Below are 18,690 nucleotides of genomic sequence, written 5' to 3'. Positions count from 1 at the left end.
TTACTCCTATTCATTCGTTATTCACGAGGATTTCTTAACGAAAAAATAACCTCTACGTCTTCCGCTCCCAGTGCTTCGTTTAGCCCCACCGGATCTTCAATGACAGCGATACGATTATAGCCACCATAAGAATTGGTGAAAGTCTGATAAAACAGCACCAACGTATGACTATTCCAGCTCATGATTTCTCCTTCGTGAATGATCTCCGGCCGTTCTGTAGTCATTTCTGGCAAATTCTCAGAAAAACGATAATATTTCTCGTTGTTGTTCAAGTCACTCATTGTCAACGTGAAGGGCATTTGATTCATTAGGTGTTCAGACGCCTCATTTTCATAAAACTTCGCTATAAAATCCTGTTGTCCAACCGTAATGACGATAGCTGTTGCTGATTCTATCGTCGGTTGATCATGATCCTGACTTGCCTCAGAGGAAGTTTCGCTGGCAGACAGCGCATGCCTCTCCTCTGTTCCACTTGTCCCACAGGCACTTAGTAGGAACAGCAAGACAGCAGGGATGAGTTTTATCAGCATGGCTTCGCTCCTTTCTGCTGATGATTCGATGTAGAAACGAGCAACTGAATGCGTAGTTTCAAAAAAACACGACTGCTCAGCAGAAGAAAGATGAGCGAACAGTCGTGAAGACCGTTGTGACTATTTAGTTCAAATGTTCTTGGAAGAATTCGGTCATTTGGTCAAAAGGAATCACATCTGTTTGGTCATATAGATCAACATGCGAAGCATTAGGAATGACCGTCAGCTCTTTGTTATCGCCTTGTAATTGCTCAAAGGCGTCTTGACTGAAGTAAAGTGAGTGGGCTTCTTCTCCATGAAGCAATAAAACGGCGCTTTGGATCTCATCGATATACGACAAGAGCGGCATATTTATGAACGACAGCGATGATGTCACGTTCCAACCGTCATTGGAATTTAACGAACGTTCATGATAGCCTCGTTCTGTTTTGTAATAATCAAAGTAATCCTGCATAAAGACAGGCGCATCTTCTGGCAGTGTATCTGGTACCCCACCTGCTCGTTCGTAGCTGCCATTGGCAAAATCGACTGTCCGCTGGGCGTTCAGCTGCTGGCGCAATTCATGGCGTCCTTCAGCTCCCATTTCATCAAAATACCCTTGAGCATTGACTCTCGACATATCATACATGGTGGCCGAAACCGTCGCTTTCACACGGGTATCGATGGCTGCGGTATTCAATGCCATCCCGCCCCAACCACAAATTCCAATCAAACCAATTCTTTCTTCATCTACATTTTCTTGGACCGATAGAAAATCGACTGCTGCTTGAAAATCTTCTGTATTTATGTCTGGGGAAGCCACATAGCGTGGTTCGCCACTGCTTTCACCTGTATAGGACGGATCAAAAGCGATCGTAACAAAACCACGCTCTGCCATCGTTTGAGCATATAAACCAGATGTCTGCTCTTTGACAGCTCCAAAAGGTCCGCTAACGGCGATTGCTGGAAGTGGTCCTTGTGCATCAATTGGTTCATAAAGATCAGCAACTAAAGTGATGCCGTAGCGATTCTGGAAAGTTACTTTTCGGTGATTCACCGTATCACTTTCCGGGAAGACTTTATCCCATTCATCTGTAAATGATACATTTTCTGTCATCGTTTCTCCTCCTGAACTGGCTTGCGGCTCTTCATTCGTCTCCTCATTATTGCTGCTACAAGCACCTAAAACCAGCGGTACCAGCAAAACTAAAGACACAAGGGCCTTCTTTTGCCATTTTTTCATTTCATTCGCCTTCTTTCTCGGGCAACTATCCTGTACCTTAGGGCGATCCTCCAATTTTCCTCAACTGATCAAGGTGTGGATTATCACTTTTTCTTGATTGAGCTATTTTTGGATAAACCTATTGTACTTGCAGCATCTTTCTATGTAAAATACTAATATCAAATACCTAACTATTCATATAAAGAATAGAAAAAGGAGTTTAGACCTATGGAATTAAAAAATCTGACCACCTTTCTAGCAGTTGCAGAAAAAGAAACGATTTCAGCTGCCGCAAAACATCTACATCTCTCTCAACCATCCCTGTCACGACAGTTAATGGACTTAGAAAAAGAATTAGGCGTGACGTTGTTCACCCGAGGCAATCGCAAAATCACACTAACAGAAGACGGACTGTTGTTTCGTAAACGGGCGGAAGAAATCGTAGAATTATTAGAAAAGACCCGCTCAGAATTTTTGTCGCCTCGAGATACGATCGCCGGCAATGTATCGATCGGAGCTGGAGAAACTTATGTGATTCAGTTGCTAGGAGCAATCATCAAAGAAATCCAAGCTGAATACCCTAACGTCAAATTTCATTTTTTTAGTGGCAATGCTGACGAAGTCAAAGAACGATTGGATAAAGGATTGTTGGATTTTGGCGTCGTAATCAGTCCAGCAGACGTCAAAAAGTACCATTCCTTACGCTTGCCTGCCAAAGATACCTGGGGCGTGTTGATGCGAAAAGACAGTCCGCTAGCTGTCAAAGAAGTCATTACCCCAAAAGATCTCTGGGACGTTCCCCTAATTACTTCGCGACAAAGTTTGGTCAGCAGTGAACTTTCTAAATGGTTGAAAAAAGACCTGAAAAAATTGACGGTCGTCGCCACATATAACCTTGTTTACAATGCATCCAAGCTGGTAGAAGAAGGTGTCGGCTACGGCTTGACCCTGGATAAATTAGTCAACTTCGCCCCTGACAGTCCTTTATGTTTTAGAAAATTGAGTCCTACATTGGAATCAAACCTTGATGTCATCTGGAAAAACACCCAAGTTTTTTCAAAGGCTTCTGGACTTTTCTTGGAGCGGATGAAGGAAGCATTTGAAGAGATATGAAAAATAAAAACTGTTTCTTTTTTCATAGAAAGAAACAGTTTTTATTTAATGGCAATATTTTAGAGAGCCAACCACCTACTTATTATTTCACTTTGTATAGTAAATATTCTTGTCAAAAAGAGGACTTTGGGAGAGAATCTCTCATTTGCAAGTTCCTTCGACTTCAAACATCCATTTGTGTGTAAAATATTTCTCAGACGATTTCTTTCGGTAAAATTGGCATCCAGATTTCCCAGTTTGAGATTCTTTCTTGCGTATCTCCAGGAAAAACTTCAAGATTGGGCAGATCTTCATTTCGCCGATAGTGGCTGGTTGGAAACCATTCCGTTAAGATTCTTGTATAGGCTTTGTCCCTAGTTCCATCAATACAGCCATCAATTTCGAATACCGCCCATGATGAAGCAGGTATGGTTTTTATCGATAGGGTTTCTTTCAAGGAAAACTCATTCTTATATTCTGCTCCAATTATGATGCTTAGATCATTTTTAATAGGATGGAAATCATACGCTGCGACTTGCCAATAGGGCGCTTGAAAGTTTTGAACCATCTGCTCATAATAGCTTTCATAAAACTCATACCATACAGTATGCACACCTGCTGTAACTTCATCAGAAATCACACCTGATAAGCCTATAATCTCAAATTTTTCTTTCTCTTCAATTCTAAACGCCATGTCGCTCACTCCTTTTATACTAAGTAAGAAATGAATGGGTGGATAAGTCTTTACCGATACATTCGAGGTTCGTACAGATGTCGGGGTTGTACCGTGGAGTTCTTTAAACGCTCTCGAAAACGCAGCTGGTGATTCGTAACAGTATTTCAATGCAATGTCAATCATCTTCGTATCACTCTTTTGAATATCAAAAACTGCTTGCGACAATCTTCTGCGTCGAATGTATTCTGAAATAGATATTTCAGTCATGAATGAAAAGATACGAGAAAATTCATAGACAGAACATCCTAAAATAGTTGCTAAGGTTTGCAAATCGATAGGTTCTGTTAGATTTTTCTCAATATATTCAATCACTTCATTCATTCCTTTTAACCAATCCATCCAATCATCTCCTTCTGAATACTATTATAAAGAAATGAACAGTATATGCTTTGCATTTCTTGCAAAATATAAGACAGTCCGAAACAACTGCTCCTTTCGAATAAATTTCACTTTCATTAATAATAAAGGAACTACTTGTCTACATAACATATTAACTATCAGTCTCGTTTCATCTTTATTTTATACATAATTATCGATGAGCAGCCAAACAAGATTGTCAGCCCAATCCCCCAAAAAAATGCCATTTGTATTGTTCTTGTTGGCAAGTCCTCGCTCAGTAGCAGTGATCGAAGGCTATCTAGAATAGGAGTCATCGGTTGGTTTTCAGCAAATATCCTTAGAAGAGGAGGCATCGTATCGGTCGGGACAAAAGCAGAACTTAAAAAAGGTAACGCACTAATCAGCAACATTAAGTCAGAAGAACTCTCAGGTGTTTTCGCCAAAATACCATTTAAAGTAGCTAGCCACATGATCATCTTAATATACAAAATCATTAACAAGATGATAATCATCCAATCCTTAAAATTTGCTGTTGGTCTAAATCCTAACAAAATAGCCGTACCCATTGTTATCGTTACCGTGAATACGTTTTGTAAAATCGAAGATGTGACGTGAGCAAGAAGAATTGACGCATTTGAAATCGGCAACGTTCGAAATCGATCAATGATCCCATTTGTCATATCGTTACTTAAACGAACTGAAACAGATGGCGCGAATTGACCAATCGTTACTAAAATAATTCCAGGAACGATATAATCAATAAAGTTCCCCTCTCCTACATTCATCGCTCCGCCAAACGCATAGACAAAGACAACCAACATTGAAGCTGGCATGACAAGTGCTAGAGCAAAAGTTCCAGGCGTTCGAAAGGAAAGTTTTAGGTTTCGTATAGCTAATGTTTTCGTAGCTCTATACAGTGACTGATTAGAATTTTTCACACTCATACCGATTCCTCCTGTTTTTCTCCAATTAAGGCGAAAAAAGCGTCTTCTATTGTTGGTTGCTTGGGTGTAAAAGCTTCCAAAATAATACTCTCTTTATTGAGCTGATGTAAAACCTCTTCGAGTTGTTGCAGAGTTCCATCCGTCTGAACTTCTATTCCATGTTCATAACTACATTTCCGAAGTGGATAATTCTTCAATAACTCCATAACCTTTTTTTCATCTGCTTCATTCCTTACTTGAAGGTTTATGATTCCCTGTGGTAAAACCTGTTTCAGCGTTGCCGGTGTTCCCTTTGCAAGAATTACGCCATCATGCAATATCGCTATTTGATCTGCCAAAATCTCCGCTTCATGCAAATATTGGGTCGTCAGAAAAACTGTGGTTCCTTGAGCAGCCATTTCTCGAATGATTCTCCACATCTCAAGCCGGTTTTGGGGATCTAATCCAGTTGTCGGTTCATCTAAGAAAACAACCGATGCTTGGCCCATCAAACTCATAGCAATATCCAATCTACGTCGCATTCCACCAGAATAAGTGGCAACTAACCGATCCGCGGCGTCTTGCAATGAAAACAGCTCCAACAAAGCGGTAGCTTCTGTTTTTTTATGGGGTAAGTTTCGCAATTCTCCAATCAAATACAAATTTTCGCGACCCGACAATAACTCATCCACTGTAGTGTATTGTCCCGTCAACGTAATATGTCGCCTCACTTCATTGGGTTGTTTTACGACATCATATTGGTTGATCATTACACAACCACTATCCATGGTTTTAAGCGTCGAAAGGATGTTCACAATGGTCGTTTTTCCGGCACCATTTGAGCCTAGCAGCGCAAAAATACTCCCGCTTTCAACGGTAAATGAGACCCCTTTTAACACTTGCTGCCTCTGAAAGGTCTTTTTTAAGTCTTTCACCACAACAGCTGGAAGTCGATTATTTTTCATCATATTTCACCTCTTTCTACTTGTTCCTGATTGTTTCTTAAGTAGAAATCTAGAGCCTTCTCGATAAACGACTGTTTCGCTTTCCACTTTTTGTCGCCGTATTTAGTAGCGATATCCGCAAACTCATTGAGTAAATGCGTATTATCACCAACGATCTGCATCACTACTTGCCAAAAACGTTGAGCAAATCGTTGTCCTTGCGTGCTGTCAGGAGCAACACCGGCAAGATGCAATTGTTCCGCTTCTTCCAGTAGAAGGTTTTGTTCTTGAACCAATTCGCCAATCTCTGCTTCATATAAGTTCGCAACTTGTGTCGTTACTTTTTCAGAAAAATGTTTTCTCGTCCAATACAACTCACTGTTTGATTGCAACAACATGATAATGTCTGCATAGGCAGCCCAGTCTACTTTTTCCATCGTTGTTACTTCCTGAGCAAATGCTTCCAATGCTTCTAAACTATCTGTTAAAGAACTGATTTTATCTCTCAACTGCTTTATTTGCTTGACAAGAATACTGGACACCTCTTCTGGATTACTCATCGTTGGCAATACTTGTTTGATTTGTTCCAGAGAGAATCCTAAATATTTTAACGATTGAATTTGGTGCAACTTCACGAAGTCTTTGTCTGTATAAAGTCGTCGGCCCCCTTCACTCACTGAGGAAGGGGGCAAGATTCCTCGCTTGTCATAATATTGAAGTGTTCGCACCGTTACGTCCATTTTTTTCGCCAATTGACCTACTGTCATATAGCCATGAGGAATCCCATTGCTTTTTTCATCCATCTTTGATTTTGCTCCTCTCATTTGCATTACGCTCTTCTTGTGTTCAGTATAGCTCATGACCTAACGTTATGAACAAGCTATCTTATCAGCATTTTTTCTTCTCTATGCAAATCTCATCAACTAGTAAAAACGGAAATGTCTGTTCCAGCTTTTAACCTAAAAAAGACGTCTCCTTTTAAAAGAAACGTCTTTCAAATATACGTATGGATATCCTTTATGCTTGTTCATTAAATCATCTATCTGGAAGTAGCAACCGAATGCTCAAGCGACTATTTTCATAATTAGCCATAATGGTTCCATTCATCTCTTCAATAAGTGATCGTGATATGGCCAAACCCAAGCCAGTTGATTTCCTAGTAGTATCTACTGTATAAAAACGATGAAAGAGTTGCGCCACTTGAACCTGATCTAGCTCCTTCGCTGTATTGCAAAAAACGATTTCACCTTCTTCAGACAAAGTTATTTCCAAATCCCCATCAGTATACTTAATAACATTACTTAAAACGGTAATCCCTCATTCTATAAAGAGTAACCTCTACAGCAACGATCAGTAAAACCTTACCTTACTTTCTTCGTTATCTCCGAATCCCTTTAGATAAATGATTTTCTGAAATTGACTAAAACATAAATATCATTCAAAGGACTATCACTAGCAACATCAAAAATCACAGAGAAAAACTTCATTTTCGTGCCATTAGTTGGCGCCTTATGAATGCTTTCTTTTGTCTCTTCACTGATTGGTAAAGACAATAACTGTGTTCGTACTTTCTCGCTAAAGTGAAAGGAGACTTTGAAGAAACCCTCCCACATCGAGAGCCAAAAAATCGGTTTCACTTTATTCGTTCCACGAGTCGTTGTCCATTTGTATTCGCCTTTGGACAACCACGCTTTTCCATCTTGGTAATAGCGCCAATCCATAAGAGAGATGCCCTCGTTTTCAAGGGTTTCGATAAAACGTTGATAAATGGCATATTCCTCTCCCAGTGATTCAGCAATCAGCTGCTCTGTTGGTTTCACGTTTCTGTCTCGAAACAATTGCTCTTTGCCTTCCATCCGTTCACTCAACTCCTTTACTGTCTTCATATTTAATTATTGAAAAAGACAGGTTGTAATCTCTTCGTGTGACATCCCTAAATCTAGTTGGCCAGACTTGTTCCTGTCATCAGGTAATATTTTACGATTAGGTTTACGCTTTATAGAAAGCAAGCGAATGATATCTTCACAAAGCGAGTTATCATAGATATCAAAACCAAGCCATTTACCGTCATGGTAAGTTTTGGCTTGATCATATATATAACTTACTTTTTTACTTAACAGTTCCCGTTCTTCTTCAAATGTCTCTCTTTCCCTTTTACCTAGAACAATACTAGCGATAAAATATCCTTGACGAATTGAGAGAGTAATCAATGTCTTACCACCCCGCCTAAAACGCAAATTGTGATAGTGCTTATGATTAGGATTTCCTTCAGCCCATAACTCATCCATTATATAATAGTTTCGGATATATCCGACTAACATTTCCCAAGCCTCACTTGCTGATCCAAGCATGGTTTTAACCTCATCATATGATTTTATTTCTTTACTCATTTACAAACCTCCTTTTGAAAAGTTCATAGTTTTCAAAAAATCCTTCCCACTAAATGTTGATAAAACTACAGTACAAAATAAGCAACCCAGTCCTGTTTACATAAATTTGTCAAATCAGCTGTTACATAGGCTTCTTTGAGCACTCTTAATATAAGGTTCTGAAAGAATAAAAACGCTGATATTCAAATATGTAAAAATCCAAGTTCTTTCGTTCGTTGACCACTTGTATCTTTCTTTGTAGAATCCTTTTTCATTTTGATGGTAGCGTATCCAAAAGAGTAATGCGCTCTTTTTCAAACGTCGTTAAATCGTATCTTTATTACCTAACGCTCCAGCAAGCCACTGCATGCTAATTTAATCTTATTGATATCATCAGTGATGACCCAATCATCCATATTTTTTTCTCGATTGTACTGAAATGGTGTTATTTCTTCTAATTCAGCGATTTCATAGACCGCTAGATACTTTTTCCCTGCCCAACGATCGACTTGTTTTTTCGATAAATTCAACTCTTTTTCATAGCGTTTTACAAAATCTATGGATTCTTCTTTCGTCATCTTTTCAGATTCAGTCACGTTGGCAAGGATGCCCCGATGAGTGATGGTCAAATCGCCGCCGGTCTCCACAAAATAAACAAGATCGTTGATTTTGGCTCTTCCTCCTAATGGTGATTTTCTGCCGGCTGCCCCCCGAATGATCATTGTTTTGTCACCTTGAATCAGTTTCTCAAGCTCTTGGGCTTCCTTATTTAAATAGACCAAATGTTCTGCCCGACCGGCTTTCCCTTGATACCATTCTGCTGTTTTTGTCATAAGAAGTTCCTCTTTTCATATGAATTGTTTTTTGCGCTGTTCTTTCCATGGTGGCTAAGTTATTTGAACGTTTTTTCAATCGTATATAGATGAGAGCGGCAACTGTTTAAATTGATGAACGAATAAAACACTTGTGCAAAGGCATTTGGCGTGCCGCATCGGGCAAATGTTTCCGCATCTTCTTTCGTTTCGAACTTGGTGATGTCTGCCCAAGTTTCTCCATCTACGAATAATTCAAAAGAAAGGTATCCTCTTTGTTTGGAAATGTATTCTCGGTTTAATTGTTCAACAACACGAACAAATTCCGCTGTTGAAACACCCTTTTTTAATTTGTATGAGTTATGAAAAGCAACCTGTGCCATCGTGTTCCCCTCCTTTCTGATTCCCTTAAGAAATAGAGCGCTTAAAAAACGAATAGTTGTCGATTCAACCTTCAAATGACTTATTAACGTCCTGTTGTATTTCCACTTGTAATCTCTAGACAGTTGCAACAAAAAGTCCGTTCAATTGGAGAGCCTTCGATACTGAATCGATCACCCAACAACTTCCCCCAATAGCTTGTCGTGGGGAACGATCAAACATTTCTCCATTGCTTTCCAATAACTTTCATACAACCTTTTTTGAGCTTTGCCATAGTTTTCTTCGGTATCAAACTCCCAATAGTGGGCATATTTCACACATTTTATGACTCTTGTCAATGGATCGGGCAGGCGCCCTTCCTTGATGGTGCTCATTTCTTTAATGTAATGGGTTCGTTTCATTAATCGAAAGAACATAGCCCCCTCCATGACCTTCATTGCCTCTGTTGCTTCTTGCATGATTGCTTCAAAGGTATCGACTTTACTTGGTTTCACTTGATAGATACTGATTTCTGAAAACACTCCTACCGCTCCTTTCGCCTGCGATTTACTTCTCAATCATAGTATACCAAGTTTACGCCAGTGATTGTTTGGTCATTTTATTCATTTCTTATTTATCTTCCGTTTATTATTCATATAGCCATCTATATGTGGTACCAAATTGCTAGATTATAAATTCATAAAACGAGTAGCCAACTTTTCTCAATAGGTCTCTGCTTGTCGCGATCAAGAAAGGATTCATAAAGCTGTTACCTACAAAAAAGCAGTCGGCTTATGACAGCGGACTGCTTTTACTTATTGCTCGTTATTGAAAAAGAAATGGTTTAAGCTCTGTCTCGATAAAGTCGATTCGATCAAAGACAGTTGGCTTAAAATAAGCCGTAATGGCGATAACAATCTCTGATTCGGGATCGATATAAAGGACATTTCCACTATTGCCGATGGCGGCATAGGAGCTTTTCTCAGTATCCAAGATCCACCACAAATATCCATAACTCATGTTTTGAAATTTCTCTATGTTTGTCTCTAGCGGATTGACCATTTCAGTGAGCCATTGTGAAGAAATCACTTGTTGTCCTTGATGGATGCCTTTGTTCAAGCATAGCTCACCGATTTTGGCTAAATCTTTTGCTGAAAGACAAAGCCCGTAACCTGCAGTGCCAATATTTAAAGGATCGCAAAACCAAACTGGTTTTTTTGGTGCCTTGTCCATCGTAAAGTGCTTATGCTCTTCTGCCGTTTCCGCATAATAGCTGGTCATTTCGGCTACGCCAAGAGGTCGAAATAAATAATGGTTCGCATAATCAACAGTCGTCATTCCAGAAGCTTTCGCTAACAAACCAGTGAGGATCTGCAGACAAACGGTTTGATAATTGAATTCATTTGTCACTCCTTTTCTTCCTCCCAATAAATCAAGGGAGGCGCTGGTCCAGTCGTCACTCGAGCAAACCTTTGTCCATGGATCACCTTTGCATTTATACGGTGCTCGCATCTTTAATAGGTGTTTGATGGTAATGTCGTAAATCGTTTTTTCGCCCCGTTTTACTTGATAGTCTGGAAAATAATCGAGGACTTTGTCGTTGACACTCCTGATGAAGCCTTGATCTATCGCTATCCCGACTAGTAGAGAAACGATACTTTTCGTAGCGGACATAAGGTGGCAAGTGTCCTCTGGCTTATACTCATGCCATTCATCCGAGTAAACTTCCTTTCCTTTTTGGTAGGCAGAGATTTGGCAAATATTGGGCTGGTTTTTACTGATACATGCATGCAGTTCTTGTCTATTCATTTGTAAGCCTCCCTTTAAAGATAAGCATAAGGCCATTAAAAATTGTTTTCAACGTTATTTTTAAAATTGTTTTTAACGAATCTTTTAAAAGACTGTTAGCTTTGAATAAGCAAAAAAAGGCCCTCAATGATAGAGGTACCTTACTTAAAGCTTTCGAATATCGATTTTTGATTTCTATCCAGATTTTTTGAGAGGATCGTTATCAGCAATTCTTCTAATGCAGAAATAGTGGCGATGATCCCCAAAATCAAGACAACAATTTTTTCATGGAACATGATGAGCAACAACGGGAAAATACATAAAAGAAATCCGACTGCTTTGTTGAGCCATGTATGCAGACTGCTAAAAGACCGATATTTTACATAGCCAATCAGATCACTGACGAAACGGATGATAGCGATCATCAAGATCCAAACCATGATTGCTTGGGTTTCCAGAAGCCGTGGTAGTAAAGAAAGAAAAACGGCGAGAAAAAAGCTGACATCTGCGAAACTGTCTAGTAAGGCACCGACCTCACTGGTGAGCTTCATCCTTCTTGCAAGTAGCCCATCGACGAGGTCACTTAAAAAACAATAAGAATAAAGCAGCCAAAACCAGCCAGACATTGGCTGAAGGAATAGTAAAAATGGTGCTAGAATTAGTCGAGAAGTGGTAAGAATATTGGGTAATTGCTTCATTTGTTTCCCCCAGAGATACATTTTCTGAATACCTAAGATTGTTGCACATTTTTTAAAGAAGCTCAGAAACGTTTACATGTTCTTTCTTCTAATCATTTCGGCGATGCCCCCTATGAATGTTTCACAGCTTGTCCCTAATGCTCCTGCAAAAATCTTATCCGTTCTGTACTATCTGGCATCTGATTCCAAACCTTTATCCATCGTCCTTCTCGGTAAACCTCGTATTCTTCAAAGCGGCAAGGAAGACCTTTCGCATGAGCGATATCACTGGTGCCCATCACTTGAAAATGCAGATGAGGCGAAGTCGAATTTCCTGAATGGCCGACGTTTCCGATCACCATCCCTTTGATGATGTTTTGTCCTACGGAAACAGTGACAGATCCATTCTGCAGATGGACAAATGCCATATAAACGCCCTCAGAAGCTTTTATCACAATGTAGTTGCCAGCTATTTGTTGATAATCATCTTTGTGTTCATTATAAAACAAACCATTTTTTACAGCGATCGAAAAGTCTCTGATCCAGTGAACGATTTTCCGTTCCCGATAGCCATCTCTTGCAACAATTACTTCGCCATCACAAGGTGCATAGATTTTTTCGCCCCAACAATAACAGCTCTCCAGCGGAACCCCTAAGAAGAAATAGCGCAGAAAGCTTCGATCATGAAAAGCCTTGGTTTTCCCCTCAAAATTAACTTGTAAAAAATCAAAGGCATAACGCAACCCCATTCGATCGGTACCATGGCTAGGAATCTTTTCGGCTGGTGTAGTCGGCGCAAGCCACTCACCTCTTAAGGGGAATCCAATGGTTATCGGCTGCTCTTTCATAAGGCTTTCTCCTTTTTGGATCACATGATCCCTTTTATTTGGAAATGACTATCATCCGCACGGCACTCTACACCTGCGCTTTACTCCTTTTCACTATAGGTCACCTAAGGCTTTTTTTCAACTCTAAAAAAGTGGGCTAACGGGCGTGTTATCAAAAAAACACCTCAATCATGTAGCAATTCCAAAATGTTAGACCAAAAATTCTAACTTTTGAGCGTCGCTTCACGAATGGGGTGTTCTTACATTTTATTTTTGTAGCTCCTGTCGGTGACGGCTAATCCATCCAGCTATCATCTGACAAAATAGCGTTTGTCCATCTTCTACTGTTTGCGCTCCACCAATCGATAGTAGACCCTTGCGGTGATGAAATACACCAGCAGATAAATCATTGTAAACAATAGGACAGAAATAATCGATACCGTAATCAATAAGTTGCGATCTGTTAGACCAAAAAGAAGCAACAACTTCTGAATCATCGGAAAAGCAAACGCTAAATGGATGATCGCAGCAGCCAAAGGAAACGAGAAGATCATCAAGACTTGCTGCTGGATCACTTGTTTGACTTCCTTATGGCTTAACCCAACTTTTTGCAAGATCTCGAAACGTTCTTTGTCCTCCATTCCTTCGGAGACTTGTTTATAATAAATGATCAACGCGGCAGCTAAAATAAAGATCACACCAAAAATCAAGCCTAAGAAGAAAAAACCACCGGTAAAGGTTTTTGTCTCATCTTCAAAAAGATCTTTTGACTGAACGCTCGCATGAGCATCTGCTGCCAGAAGTTCGCTGCGAATCTCTTTTGCGATGATTTCACGATCGCTTGCTTCTGCTGTTTGAAAATTGAAGACTGTTGTTGTTACTGGTTGCTGGTAAAGCTGGAAATCTTCGTTTTGATACCAAGAGCTTAGCTTTTCGGCAAGCCACTGATCATCCGCCACAAGAACAAGATGCTGAACGGGGTTTTCTGTTTTCGTGAATGTTGGCAGTTCTTTCAATTCCCGCAAGCGAAATTGACGATCATCGATTGTGGCCTTTTCTGGTAATGCTTGTTGCGTCCAGGTTGCCGGAAAAACGAATAGTTCATCTTTAGCGGGTCCTGTTTTCCCGGTGATTTCATGGTATTCAGAACTGGTAAGAAAAATAAGATACACGGCTTTATCTAAGCTACCGCTATTTTCTTCAAAAGTGGTTGAGGGAACAAAATTTGGTTCCTCAAAGGTAAAAAGCAACGGTCTTGTTGTAGTGACTTGTTGGCGCTCTTTGATCGTTAGCTTCTCTTCAAGTCCATCAATCGCTGTGTTGATTTGCTGGGAATCAGCTGCTGATTCAATTTGAACATCGTACGGATAACGGGTTTCGATCACATTCTTTTGTCCAAAATAAAGACTGGCGGTCGTAGCAACTGTCACTAACACCATCGTTGATAAGATACAGATACTCGCTAAACCAGCCGCATTTTGTTTCATCCGATACAACATGGTAGAGACATTGATAAAATGGTTCGTTTGATAATAATAGGTCGTTCGTTTTCTTAAAAACTGCAATGCTTTGATACTGCCAGCAATAAACAACAGATAGGTGGCTAAAATCACGAGGATAACTGCGACAAAGAAGAGTCCTAAGGCACTTATGGGAGACTTGATTGTCACAGAAATCGTATATCCTGCCACTAAACAAAGGACACCCAAAAGTGCTAAAATGCCTTTCGCACGAGGCTCTTTTTCATTACGTTTGCTTCCCTGTAGCAGTTGAAGTGGGTTGGTTTTGCGTACTTGCAACAGGTCAAATAAAAATAAACACCCAAAGATGAATATAAAATACAGGATCACCAAGCCAATACTCTCAAATGACAGTTTAAAAACAAAGAACTCGCCTACAGCTATTATTTTCTTCAAAATCAAAAATCCTAATCGTGCAAACAATAAGCCACTGATCAATCCGGCGGCAAGGCTAATGAGAAAACTGTAGAAGAGTTCCCAAAAAATCACGAAGGCTATCTCGCGTTTTCCTAGTCCCAAAACATTGTAGAGACCAAATTCTCTTTTTCGCTGCTTGATCAAAAAGTTATTGGTGTAAAAGGAAAAGATCGCCGCAAAAATCATGAGGATGATATTTCCTAAACGAAACATGAAGATGGCGCTTTGACTACTTGGAAGTTCTCTCATTCCCGGATTGTTTACGATGATTTGCGTCATCATCAAAACAGCCACCAAGAAGCTCATGGATAATAAAAAGGGTGTGTAAGCTTTGGCATTTTTACGCAAATTGGAGAAGGCGATTTTTTGAAAGAACATCGTTACTCCTCCTTTGCAAAGACAGCAGTCATTGTTTCGGCGATTGCTTCTAGAAAAGCGGTATTGCTGCGATCCCCTCGATACAGCTGGTGAAACACATACCCGTCTTTGATAAACAAGACGCGTTGTGCGCGACTGGCTGCGATCGAACTGTGAGTGACCATCACGATCGTCTGTCCATTTTGATTGATCTGTTGAAATAATGTCAGCAGTTGATCAGAGGTTTTCGAATCCAGCGCTCCGGTTGGCTCATCTGCTAAAAGCAGTTCTGGTTTTGTGATGATCGCTCGTGCGACGGCGACCCGTTGCTTTTGTCCGCCAGACAATTCATACGGATAGTGCTGCAATAAATCGGCGATCCCTAAAGTTTGTACGATGGGCTGAAGCTGCTTTTCCATTTGTTTGACGGAAACTTTCGATAAAACTAATGGCAATAAAATATTGTCCTTTACCGAAAAGGTGTCCAACAAATTAAAGTCTTGAAAAACAAAGCCTAAGTGATCCCGTCGAAAACTCGCTGCGTCTTTTTCTTTGATCGTGGTCAAATCGATGCCATTCAGCTGCATTTCACCCACTGTCGGTTGGTCTAACGTTGCCATCAAGTTCAGCAGCGTACTCTTTCCCGAACCTGATTCCCCCATGATAGCGACATATTCCCCTTCTTCTACCATAAAGGTAATATTTTTCAACGCTTCAACGGGTTGTCCGTTCAACTGGCTTTGATAGATTTTTTTTACTTGTTGAATGTTTAAAAGTGTCATCTTGTTCCCTCCTTCCTTTTTAGAATAAGCTGACTGGCAGAAAAAAGCGACTTACAATAAAAACCGCAAACTTACAGTGTTGAAAGTTTGCGGCTATCGGTTATTTGTGGTGGGAAAATGAAGCGTGACGATGGTTCCCTGTCCTACTTCAGAATCAATCGCTAAACGGCAGCCGATTTTTTCAGCCGCTTGTTGACTCATATATAAGCCGAGCCCGCTCGCTCGTTGCTGAAAGCGACCATTTTGTCCCGTATATCCTTTCTCAAAAACCCTTGGCAAGTCTTCCTTACGAATACCAATGCCGCTATCTTGAATCACCAAGGCATTGTCTTTAGTGAAAACAGTGATGCCACCGGTTTCGGTATACTTCAAGCTGTTGAAAAGAACCTGTTCAAAAATAAAAAGGAGCCACTTTCGATCGGATGTCACCGTTAAATCCACCGCCATGTCCAGTTGCAGATTCTTTTTCGAGAAAAACAAGGCATACTTTTTGATCGTTTGACGAACAAGGGGCGCTAAAGCAATCGACTCAAAGACAAAATCTTCATTCGCTAAATTTTGTCGCAAATAATTCAACATCATTTGCAAGTAATCATTCACCTTAAATAATTCCGCTTTGACCTCCGTCGGTGACAACGAATCGCTTTGCACCAAAAGATCTAGCGCCGCTAGAGGCGTTTTGATTTGATGAAGCCACAAACCGAAATCTTCATAAATTTCTTCATTTTTCATGGTTGCTTTGTAATCGGACAGCGTTTTTTCTTTTGCCAGCTGCCTTAGAAGGGCTTGGTATTCGTCTTCTAAACGATTTCGAGTGGCAGGCAAGAAAGCCAACGCCGCTTCCGTCATACGTTCTTTTCTTAATAAATGCTGCAGCTGCTTTCTTTTTTGTGCGTAACGAAAATAATGAAAAAGGGAAAGTCCCCCTAAGATCACCCCTGAAAAGACCACATAGTCAATGAAGGGCTCCAATGAAAGGCTATGGAGAAAGAATAGCCCAAATAAGCCCGCACTAAATAGCAGGTAAACGAGATAAAACTTTCCATAAAGCACGAAATATTCTTTCACGTTAGTCATAGGCGTGTTCCTTTTCGATCAAATAGCCTTTATTCTTTACCGTTTGGATCAAATCGGATAGTTCGATCTGGCTCAATTTTTTTCGCAAGCGAGTCATATTGACTGCTAATGTATTGTTATCGATGAATTCTTCACTATTCCAGAGCATTTCAATGATGGTCTCTTTGGCTACGATCTTCCCTCGATGTTGCAAAAGCAAGGAAAGAATCCGAGCTTCATTTGGAGACAGTGGTAACTGTTTCCCCTGTTTTTTTAATACATTTTCTGTGGGATAAAAGGTTACTTGCCCTATCTCGAAGGTCAGCGCTTGTTGGTGGCTATACTGATAGCTGCGCCGCAGCAACGCTTGGATTTTTGCCAAAACGAAGGCTAAATCAAAGGGTTTTGTTAAATAATCATCCGCCCCCATGTTCATCGCCATGATCTGATTCATCTGTTGATCCATCGACGAAAGGAAAATGATCGGCACTTCTGACGTCGTGCGAATTTCTTGGCACCAATGATACCCGTTGTAATAAGGCAGCGAAATATCTAAAAGAACGAGATCCGGTTTGATCTCATGAACCTCTTGCAAGATACTAGCAAAATTCTTCGCCGAAACACATTCGTACCCCCATTGCTGCAAATATTCTGCTAAAACAGAGACGATCGTTGCATCATCTTCAACAAGATATATTTTTTGCATGTCTTTCTCCTCTCTGTTGTTTAATCAACTGCTTCTTTACAGACAGTGTACCAGAAAAGAAAAAGAATCGTCTAGATGGGGGAAAACTTTCAAAGGGCTGTTTTTTCCCTCAATCCTCTGCCAATTGAGCAAGGATTTCTTGGTAACGCTGTGTAGCAAAGGGACTGATTTGTCCTTTTTTACAAAAATTCAGTTTCCCCAGTTTTGGTACGACCCGTTCTACGATGACATTGCCATTTTGAACTTTTGATTCAAACTGCTGCAAAGCCTCCAAAAACCGTGCGTCTTTTCTGGCAGCAGGATAAAAAGACAAGACATACAGATAATAAAAAAGATTGTACCCTCTAAAGGGATATTCTGTCTGCATAAATAATGTGCCCATCCCATAATGACAAGGACTGATTGGCTGCCGGATCTCCCAATGAGCAAGCAAAAATTCGATTGCTTGATGAAGCGTTTCCATCTTCTCACGATCATGAGTATATCGAAAGGCATCAAGGACCGTTAACGTCGTCATTGGAGTAGAAAAGTGGGTCTCCGGTCCGCGACCAAAACTATACTTATTACACTTCCAGCCGCCATCTGCTTCCTGAGTAGCAAGAAAATAGTGAAAGGTCTGTTGCAGCCGCTGGTCCCTTGTGTAACCAAGAGCACACAGCGTTCGCAAAGCCTGTGCTGTGTGACATGGATAGATCCCCCCTGACGGAGAAATATTAAATCTGCCGTCTTCTCTCCATCCTTGAAAGATCAATGCAGCTGTCTCTTTTAATAAGTTCTCCTCACGTGACATGCCAAGTTCAAGTAAATAAAGAGGACTTTCTAAGGTCGTAAAGGGTGCTCCTTTTAGTAATTTATGGTCTGGCGTCGACCATAAATCGGCGCCATGATCATATTGATGGGAAATGATTGCTTCGATGTCTTGCTGAACCCTCTGATCCATATTGATCTTCCTCCATCTCTTAAGTGTCCTGCGATCAACGCAACAACAATCCTTATTGACCCACAGTGCAACAGCTTCTAGAATGATAAAATCGACGTTTTTCAACACATGAGTTAGACTTTCATCTTCGAATTGTCCAAATGAATTTTAGAAATCAAATAGTTTTTTCCAAACGGACGTACTTTAAAAAAAGAGTGTTCTAGTTTTCCTGATAACCGGTTCGAAAAAAGTTTCTCTCTGAAATCGCAAGGTCATCCGAACCTATAATGAAAGATCACCTGAATAAGAACACGCTCATGCAACACGTTCATTCC

At 40.4% G+C, this 18,690-nt stretch carries 21 protein-coding genes; 1 reads left to right on the top strand and 20 read right to left on the bottom strand.

Annotated features, from left to right (window positions below; genetic code table 11):
• Nucleotides 1–17: 17 nt before the first annotated feature.
• Nucleotides 18–530 (bottom strand): cyclophilin-like fold protein, encoded by a 513-nt coding sequence (locus ENLAB_RS16015; protein ID WP_244351998.1) that lies wholly within the window; start codon nt 528–530, stop codon nt 18–20.
• Nucleotides 531–654: 124 nt separating this feature from the next.
• On the bottom strand, nt 655–1,752 hold the full coding sequence (locus ENLAB_RS16010; RefSeq protein WP_439711690.1) for an alpha/beta hydrolase: 1,098 nt from the start codon (nt 1,750–1,752) through the stop codon (nt 655–657).
• A 207-nt stretch (nt 1,753–1,959) separates the two neighbouring features.
• Between ENLAB_RS16010 and ENLAB_RS16005 the strand changes: the two genes are divergently transcribed.
• Nucleotides 1,960–2,844 (top strand): LysR family transcriptional regulator, encoded by an 885-nt coding sequence (locus tag ENLAB_RS16005; protein WP_244351997.1) that lies wholly within the window; start codon nt 1,960–1,962, stop codon nt 2,842–2,844.
• 193 nt (nt 2,845–3,037) lie between these two features.
• Here ENLAB_RS16005 and ENLAB_RS16000 read toward each other — a convergent pair whose 3' ends face one another.
• From ENLAB_RS16000 to ENLAB_RS15920, 18 genes are all read right to left on the bottom strand, one after another.
• The gene (locus ENLAB_RS16000; protein WP_244351996.1) at nt 3,038–3,898 is read right to left on the bottom strand and encodes an AraC family transcriptional regulator; all 861 of its coding nucleotides are present in this window, start codon (nt 3,896–3,898) and stop codon (nt 3,038–3,040) included.
• A gap of 158 nt (nt 3,899–4,056) precedes the next feature.
• Nucleotides 4,057–4,842 (bottom strand): ABC transporter permease, encoded by a 786-nt coding sequence (locus ENLAB_RS15995; RefSeq protein WP_081118944.1) that lies wholly within the window; start codon nt 4,840–4,842, stop codon nt 4,057–4,059.
• A complete protein-coding gene (locus tag ENLAB_RS15990; protein ID WP_244351995.1) occupies nt 4,839–5,786 on the bottom strand; it encodes an ATP-binding cassette domain-containing protein in 948 nt (315 codons plus the stop codon). The genes ENLAB_RS15995 and ENLAB_RS15990 overlap by 4 nt, the downstream gene beginning before the upstream one ends.
• The gene (locus ENLAB_RS15985; protein ID WP_244351993.1) at nt 5,786–6,568 is read right to left on the bottom strand and encodes a MerR family transcriptional regulator; all 783 of its coding nucleotides are present in this window, start codon (nt 6,566–6,568) and stop codon (nt 5,786–5,788) included. The genes ENLAB_RS15990 and ENLAB_RS15985 overlap by 1 nt, the downstream gene beginning before the upstream one ends.
• 232 nt (nt 6,569–6,800) lie before the next feature.
• The gene (locus ENLAB_RS16930; protein WP_369522135.1) at nt 6,801–7,079 is read right to left on the bottom strand and encodes an ATP-binding protein; all 279 of its coding nucleotides are present in this window, start codon (nt 7,077–7,079) and stop codon (nt 6,801–6,803) included.
• Nucleotides 7,080–7,159: 80 nt separating this feature from the next.
• On the bottom strand, nt 7,160–7,621 hold the full coding sequence (locus tag ENLAB_RS15980) for a DUF3788 domain-containing protein (RefSeq protein WP_244351991.1): 462 nt from the start codon (nt 7,619–7,621) through the stop codon (nt 7,160–7,162).
• Between the two features lie 36 nt (nt 7,622–7,657).
• Nucleotides 7,658–8,155 (bottom strand): DUF3788 family protein, encoded by a 498-nt coding sequence (locus tag ENLAB_RS15975; protein WP_244351989.1) that lies wholly within the window; start codon nt 8,153–8,155, stop codon nt 7,658–7,660.
• Between the two features lie 323 nt (nt 8,156–8,478).
• Nucleotides 8,479–8,967 carry a hypothetical protein gene (locus ENLAB_RS15970; RefSeq protein WP_200124951.1) on the bottom strand — a complete coding sequence of 163 codons (489 nt, stop codon included), beginning with the start codon at nt 8,965–8,967 and terminating at the stop codon, nt 8,479–8,481.
• A gap of 59 nt (nt 8,968–9,026) precedes the next feature.
• A complete protein-coding gene (locus ENLAB_RS15965) occupies nt 9,027–9,329 on the bottom strand; it encodes an antibiotic biosynthesis monooxygenase family protein (protein WP_244351987.1) in 303 nt (100 codons plus the stop codon).
• Between the two features lie 171 nt (nt 9,330–9,500).
• Nucleotides 9,501–9,848 (bottom strand): hypothetical protein, encoded by a 348-nt coding sequence (locus ENLAB_RS15960; RefSeq protein WP_244351985.1) that lies wholly within the window; start codon nt 9,846–9,848, stop codon nt 9,501–9,503.
• Between the two features lie 283 nt (nt 9,849–10,131).
• Entirely contained in the window at nt 10,132–11,115 is a 984-nt protein-coding gene (locus ENLAB_RS15955; RefSeq protein ID WP_244351983.1) for a serine hydrolase domain-containing protein, read from the bottom strand.
• Between the two features lie 140 nt (nt 11,116–11,255).
• Complete coding sequence (locus tag ENLAB_RS15950) at nt 11,256–11,792, bottom strand: CDP-alcohol phosphatidyltransferase family protein (RefSeq protein WP_244351981.1); 537 nt, start codon at nt 11,790–11,792, stop codon at nt 11,256–11,258.
• A gap of 134 nt (nt 11,793–11,926) precedes the next feature.
• On the bottom strand, nt 11,927–12,619 hold the full coding sequence (locus ENLAB_RS15945; RefSeq protein ID WP_244351979.1) for a M23 family metallopeptidase: 693 nt from the start codon (nt 12,617–12,619) through the stop codon (nt 11,927–11,929).
• 320 nt (nt 12,620–12,939) lie between these two features.
• On the bottom strand, nt 12,940–14,913 hold the full coding sequence (locus tag ENLAB_RS15940) for an ABC transporter permease (RefSeq protein WP_244351977.1): 1,974 nt from the start codon (nt 14,911–14,913) through the stop codon (nt 12,940–12,942).
• Between the two features lie 2 nt (nt 14,914–14,915).
• Entirely contained in the window at nt 14,916–15,674 is a 759-nt protein-coding gene (locus tag ENLAB_RS15935) for an ABC transporter ATP-binding protein (RefSeq protein ID WP_244351975.1), read from the bottom strand.
• Between the two features lie 93 nt (nt 15,675–15,767).
• Nucleotides 15,768–16,751, bottom strand: a complete 984-nt coding sequence (locus ENLAB_RS15930) for a sensor histidine kinase (protein WP_244351974.1) — start codon at nt 16,749–16,751, stop codon at nt 15,768–15,770.
• A complete protein-coding gene (locus ENLAB_RS15925) occupies nt 16,744–17,436 on the bottom strand; it encodes a response regulator transcription factor (RefSeq protein WP_244351973.1) in 693 nt (230 codons plus the stop codon). The genes ENLAB_RS15930 and ENLAB_RS15925 overlap by 8 nt, the downstream gene beginning before the upstream one ends.
• Before the next feature lie 109 nt (nt 17,437–17,545).
• Nucleotides 17,546–18,376, bottom strand: coding sequence for a prenyltransferase/squalene oxidase repeat-containing protein (locus tag ENLAB_RS15920; protein WP_244351972.1), 831 nt, complete (start codon nt 18,374–18,376; stop codon nt 17,546–17,548).
• Nucleotides 18,377–18,690: the final 314 nt, after the last annotated feature.

The organism is Enterococcus innesii, from assembly GCF_022846515.1.
In the GTDB taxonomy this organism is placed as follows: Bacteria; Bacillota; Bacilli; order Lactobacillales; family Enterococcaceae; genus Enterococcus_D; species Enterococcus_D innesii.
This window is presented reverse-complemented; position numbering and strand designations above follow the sequence as displayed.

Bases quoted from the DNA above. Each gene is read 5' to 3' on its own strand.
- ENLAB_RS15940 (WP_244351977.1), bottom strand. From the start codon at position 14,913: ATGTTCTTTCAAAAAATCGCCTTCTCCAATTTGCGTAAAAATGCCAAA.
- ENLAB_RS16000 (WP_244351996.1), bottom strand. From the start codon at position 3,898: ATGGATTGGTTAAAAGGAATGAATGAAGTGATTGAATATATTGAGAAA.
- ENLAB_RS15955 (WP_244351983.1), bottom strand. From the start codon at position 11,115: ATGAATAGACAAGAACTGCATGCATGTATCAGTAAAAACCAGCCCAAT.
- ENLAB_RS15935 (WP_244351975.1), bottom strand. From the start codon at position 15,674: ATGACACTTTTAAACATTCAACAAGTAAAAAAAATCTATCAAAGCCAG.
- ENLAB_RS15990 (WP_244351995.1), bottom strand. From the start codon at position 5,786: ATGAAAAATAATCGACTTCCAGCTGTTGTGGTGAAAGACTTAAAAAAG.
- ENLAB_RS16010 (WP_439711690.1), bottom strand. From the start codon at position 1,752: ATGAAAAAATGGCAAAAGAAGGCCCTTGTGTCTTTAGTTTTGCTGGTA.
- ENLAB_RS15985 (WP_244351993.1), bottom strand. From the start codon at position 6,568: ATGGATGAAAAAAGCAATGGGATTCCTCATGGCTATATGACAGTAGGT.
- ENLAB_RS15980 (WP_244351991.1), bottom strand. From the start codon at position 7,621: ATGGAAGGCAAAGAGCAATTGTTTCGAGACAGAAACGTGAAACCAACA.
- ENLAB_RS15970 (WP_200124951.1), bottom strand. From the start codon at position 8,967: ATGACAAAAACAGCAGAATGGTATCAAGGGAAAGCCGGTCGGGCAGAA.
- ENLAB_RS15950 (WP_244351981.1), bottom strand. From the start codon at position 11,792: ATGAAGCAATTACCCAATATTCTTACCACTTCTCGACTAATTCTAGCA.
- ENLAB_RS15920 (WP_244351972.1), bottom strand. From the start codon at position 18,376: ATGGATCAGAGGGTTCAGCAAGACATCGAAGCAATCATTTCCCATCAA.
- ENLAB_RS15925 (WP_244351973.1), bottom strand. From the start codon at position 17,436: ATGCAAAAAATATATCTTGTTGAAGATGATGCAACGATCGTCTCTGTT.
- ENLAB_RS16015 (WP_244351998.1), bottom strand. From the start codon at position 530: ATGCTGATAAAACTCATCCCTGCTGTCTTGCTGTTCCTACTAAGTGCC.
- ENLAB_RS15930 (WP_244351974.1), bottom strand. From the start codon at position 16,751: ATGACTAACGTGAAAGAATATTTCGTGCTTTATGGAAAGTTTTATCTC.
- ENLAB_RS15995 (WP_081118944.1), bottom strand. From the start codon at position 4,842: ATGAGTGTGAAAAATTCTAATCAGTCACTGTATAGAGCTACGAAAACA.
- ENLAB_RS15975 (WP_244351989.1), bottom strand. From the start codon at position 8,155: ATGAGTAAAGAAATAAAATCATATGATGAGGTTAAAACCATGCTTGGA.
- ENLAB_RS15945 (WP_244351979.1), bottom strand. From the start codon at position 12,619: ATGAAAGAGCAGCCGATAACCATTGGATTCCCCTTAAGAGGTGAGTGG.
- ENLAB_RS16005 (WP_244351997.1), top strand. From the start codon at position 1,960: ATGGAATTAAAAAATCTGACCACCTTTCTAGCAGTTGCAGAAAAAGAA.
- ENLAB_RS15965 (WP_244351987.1), bottom strand. From the start codon at position 9,329: ATGGCACAGGTTGCTTTTCATAACTCATACAAATTAAAAAAGGGTGTT.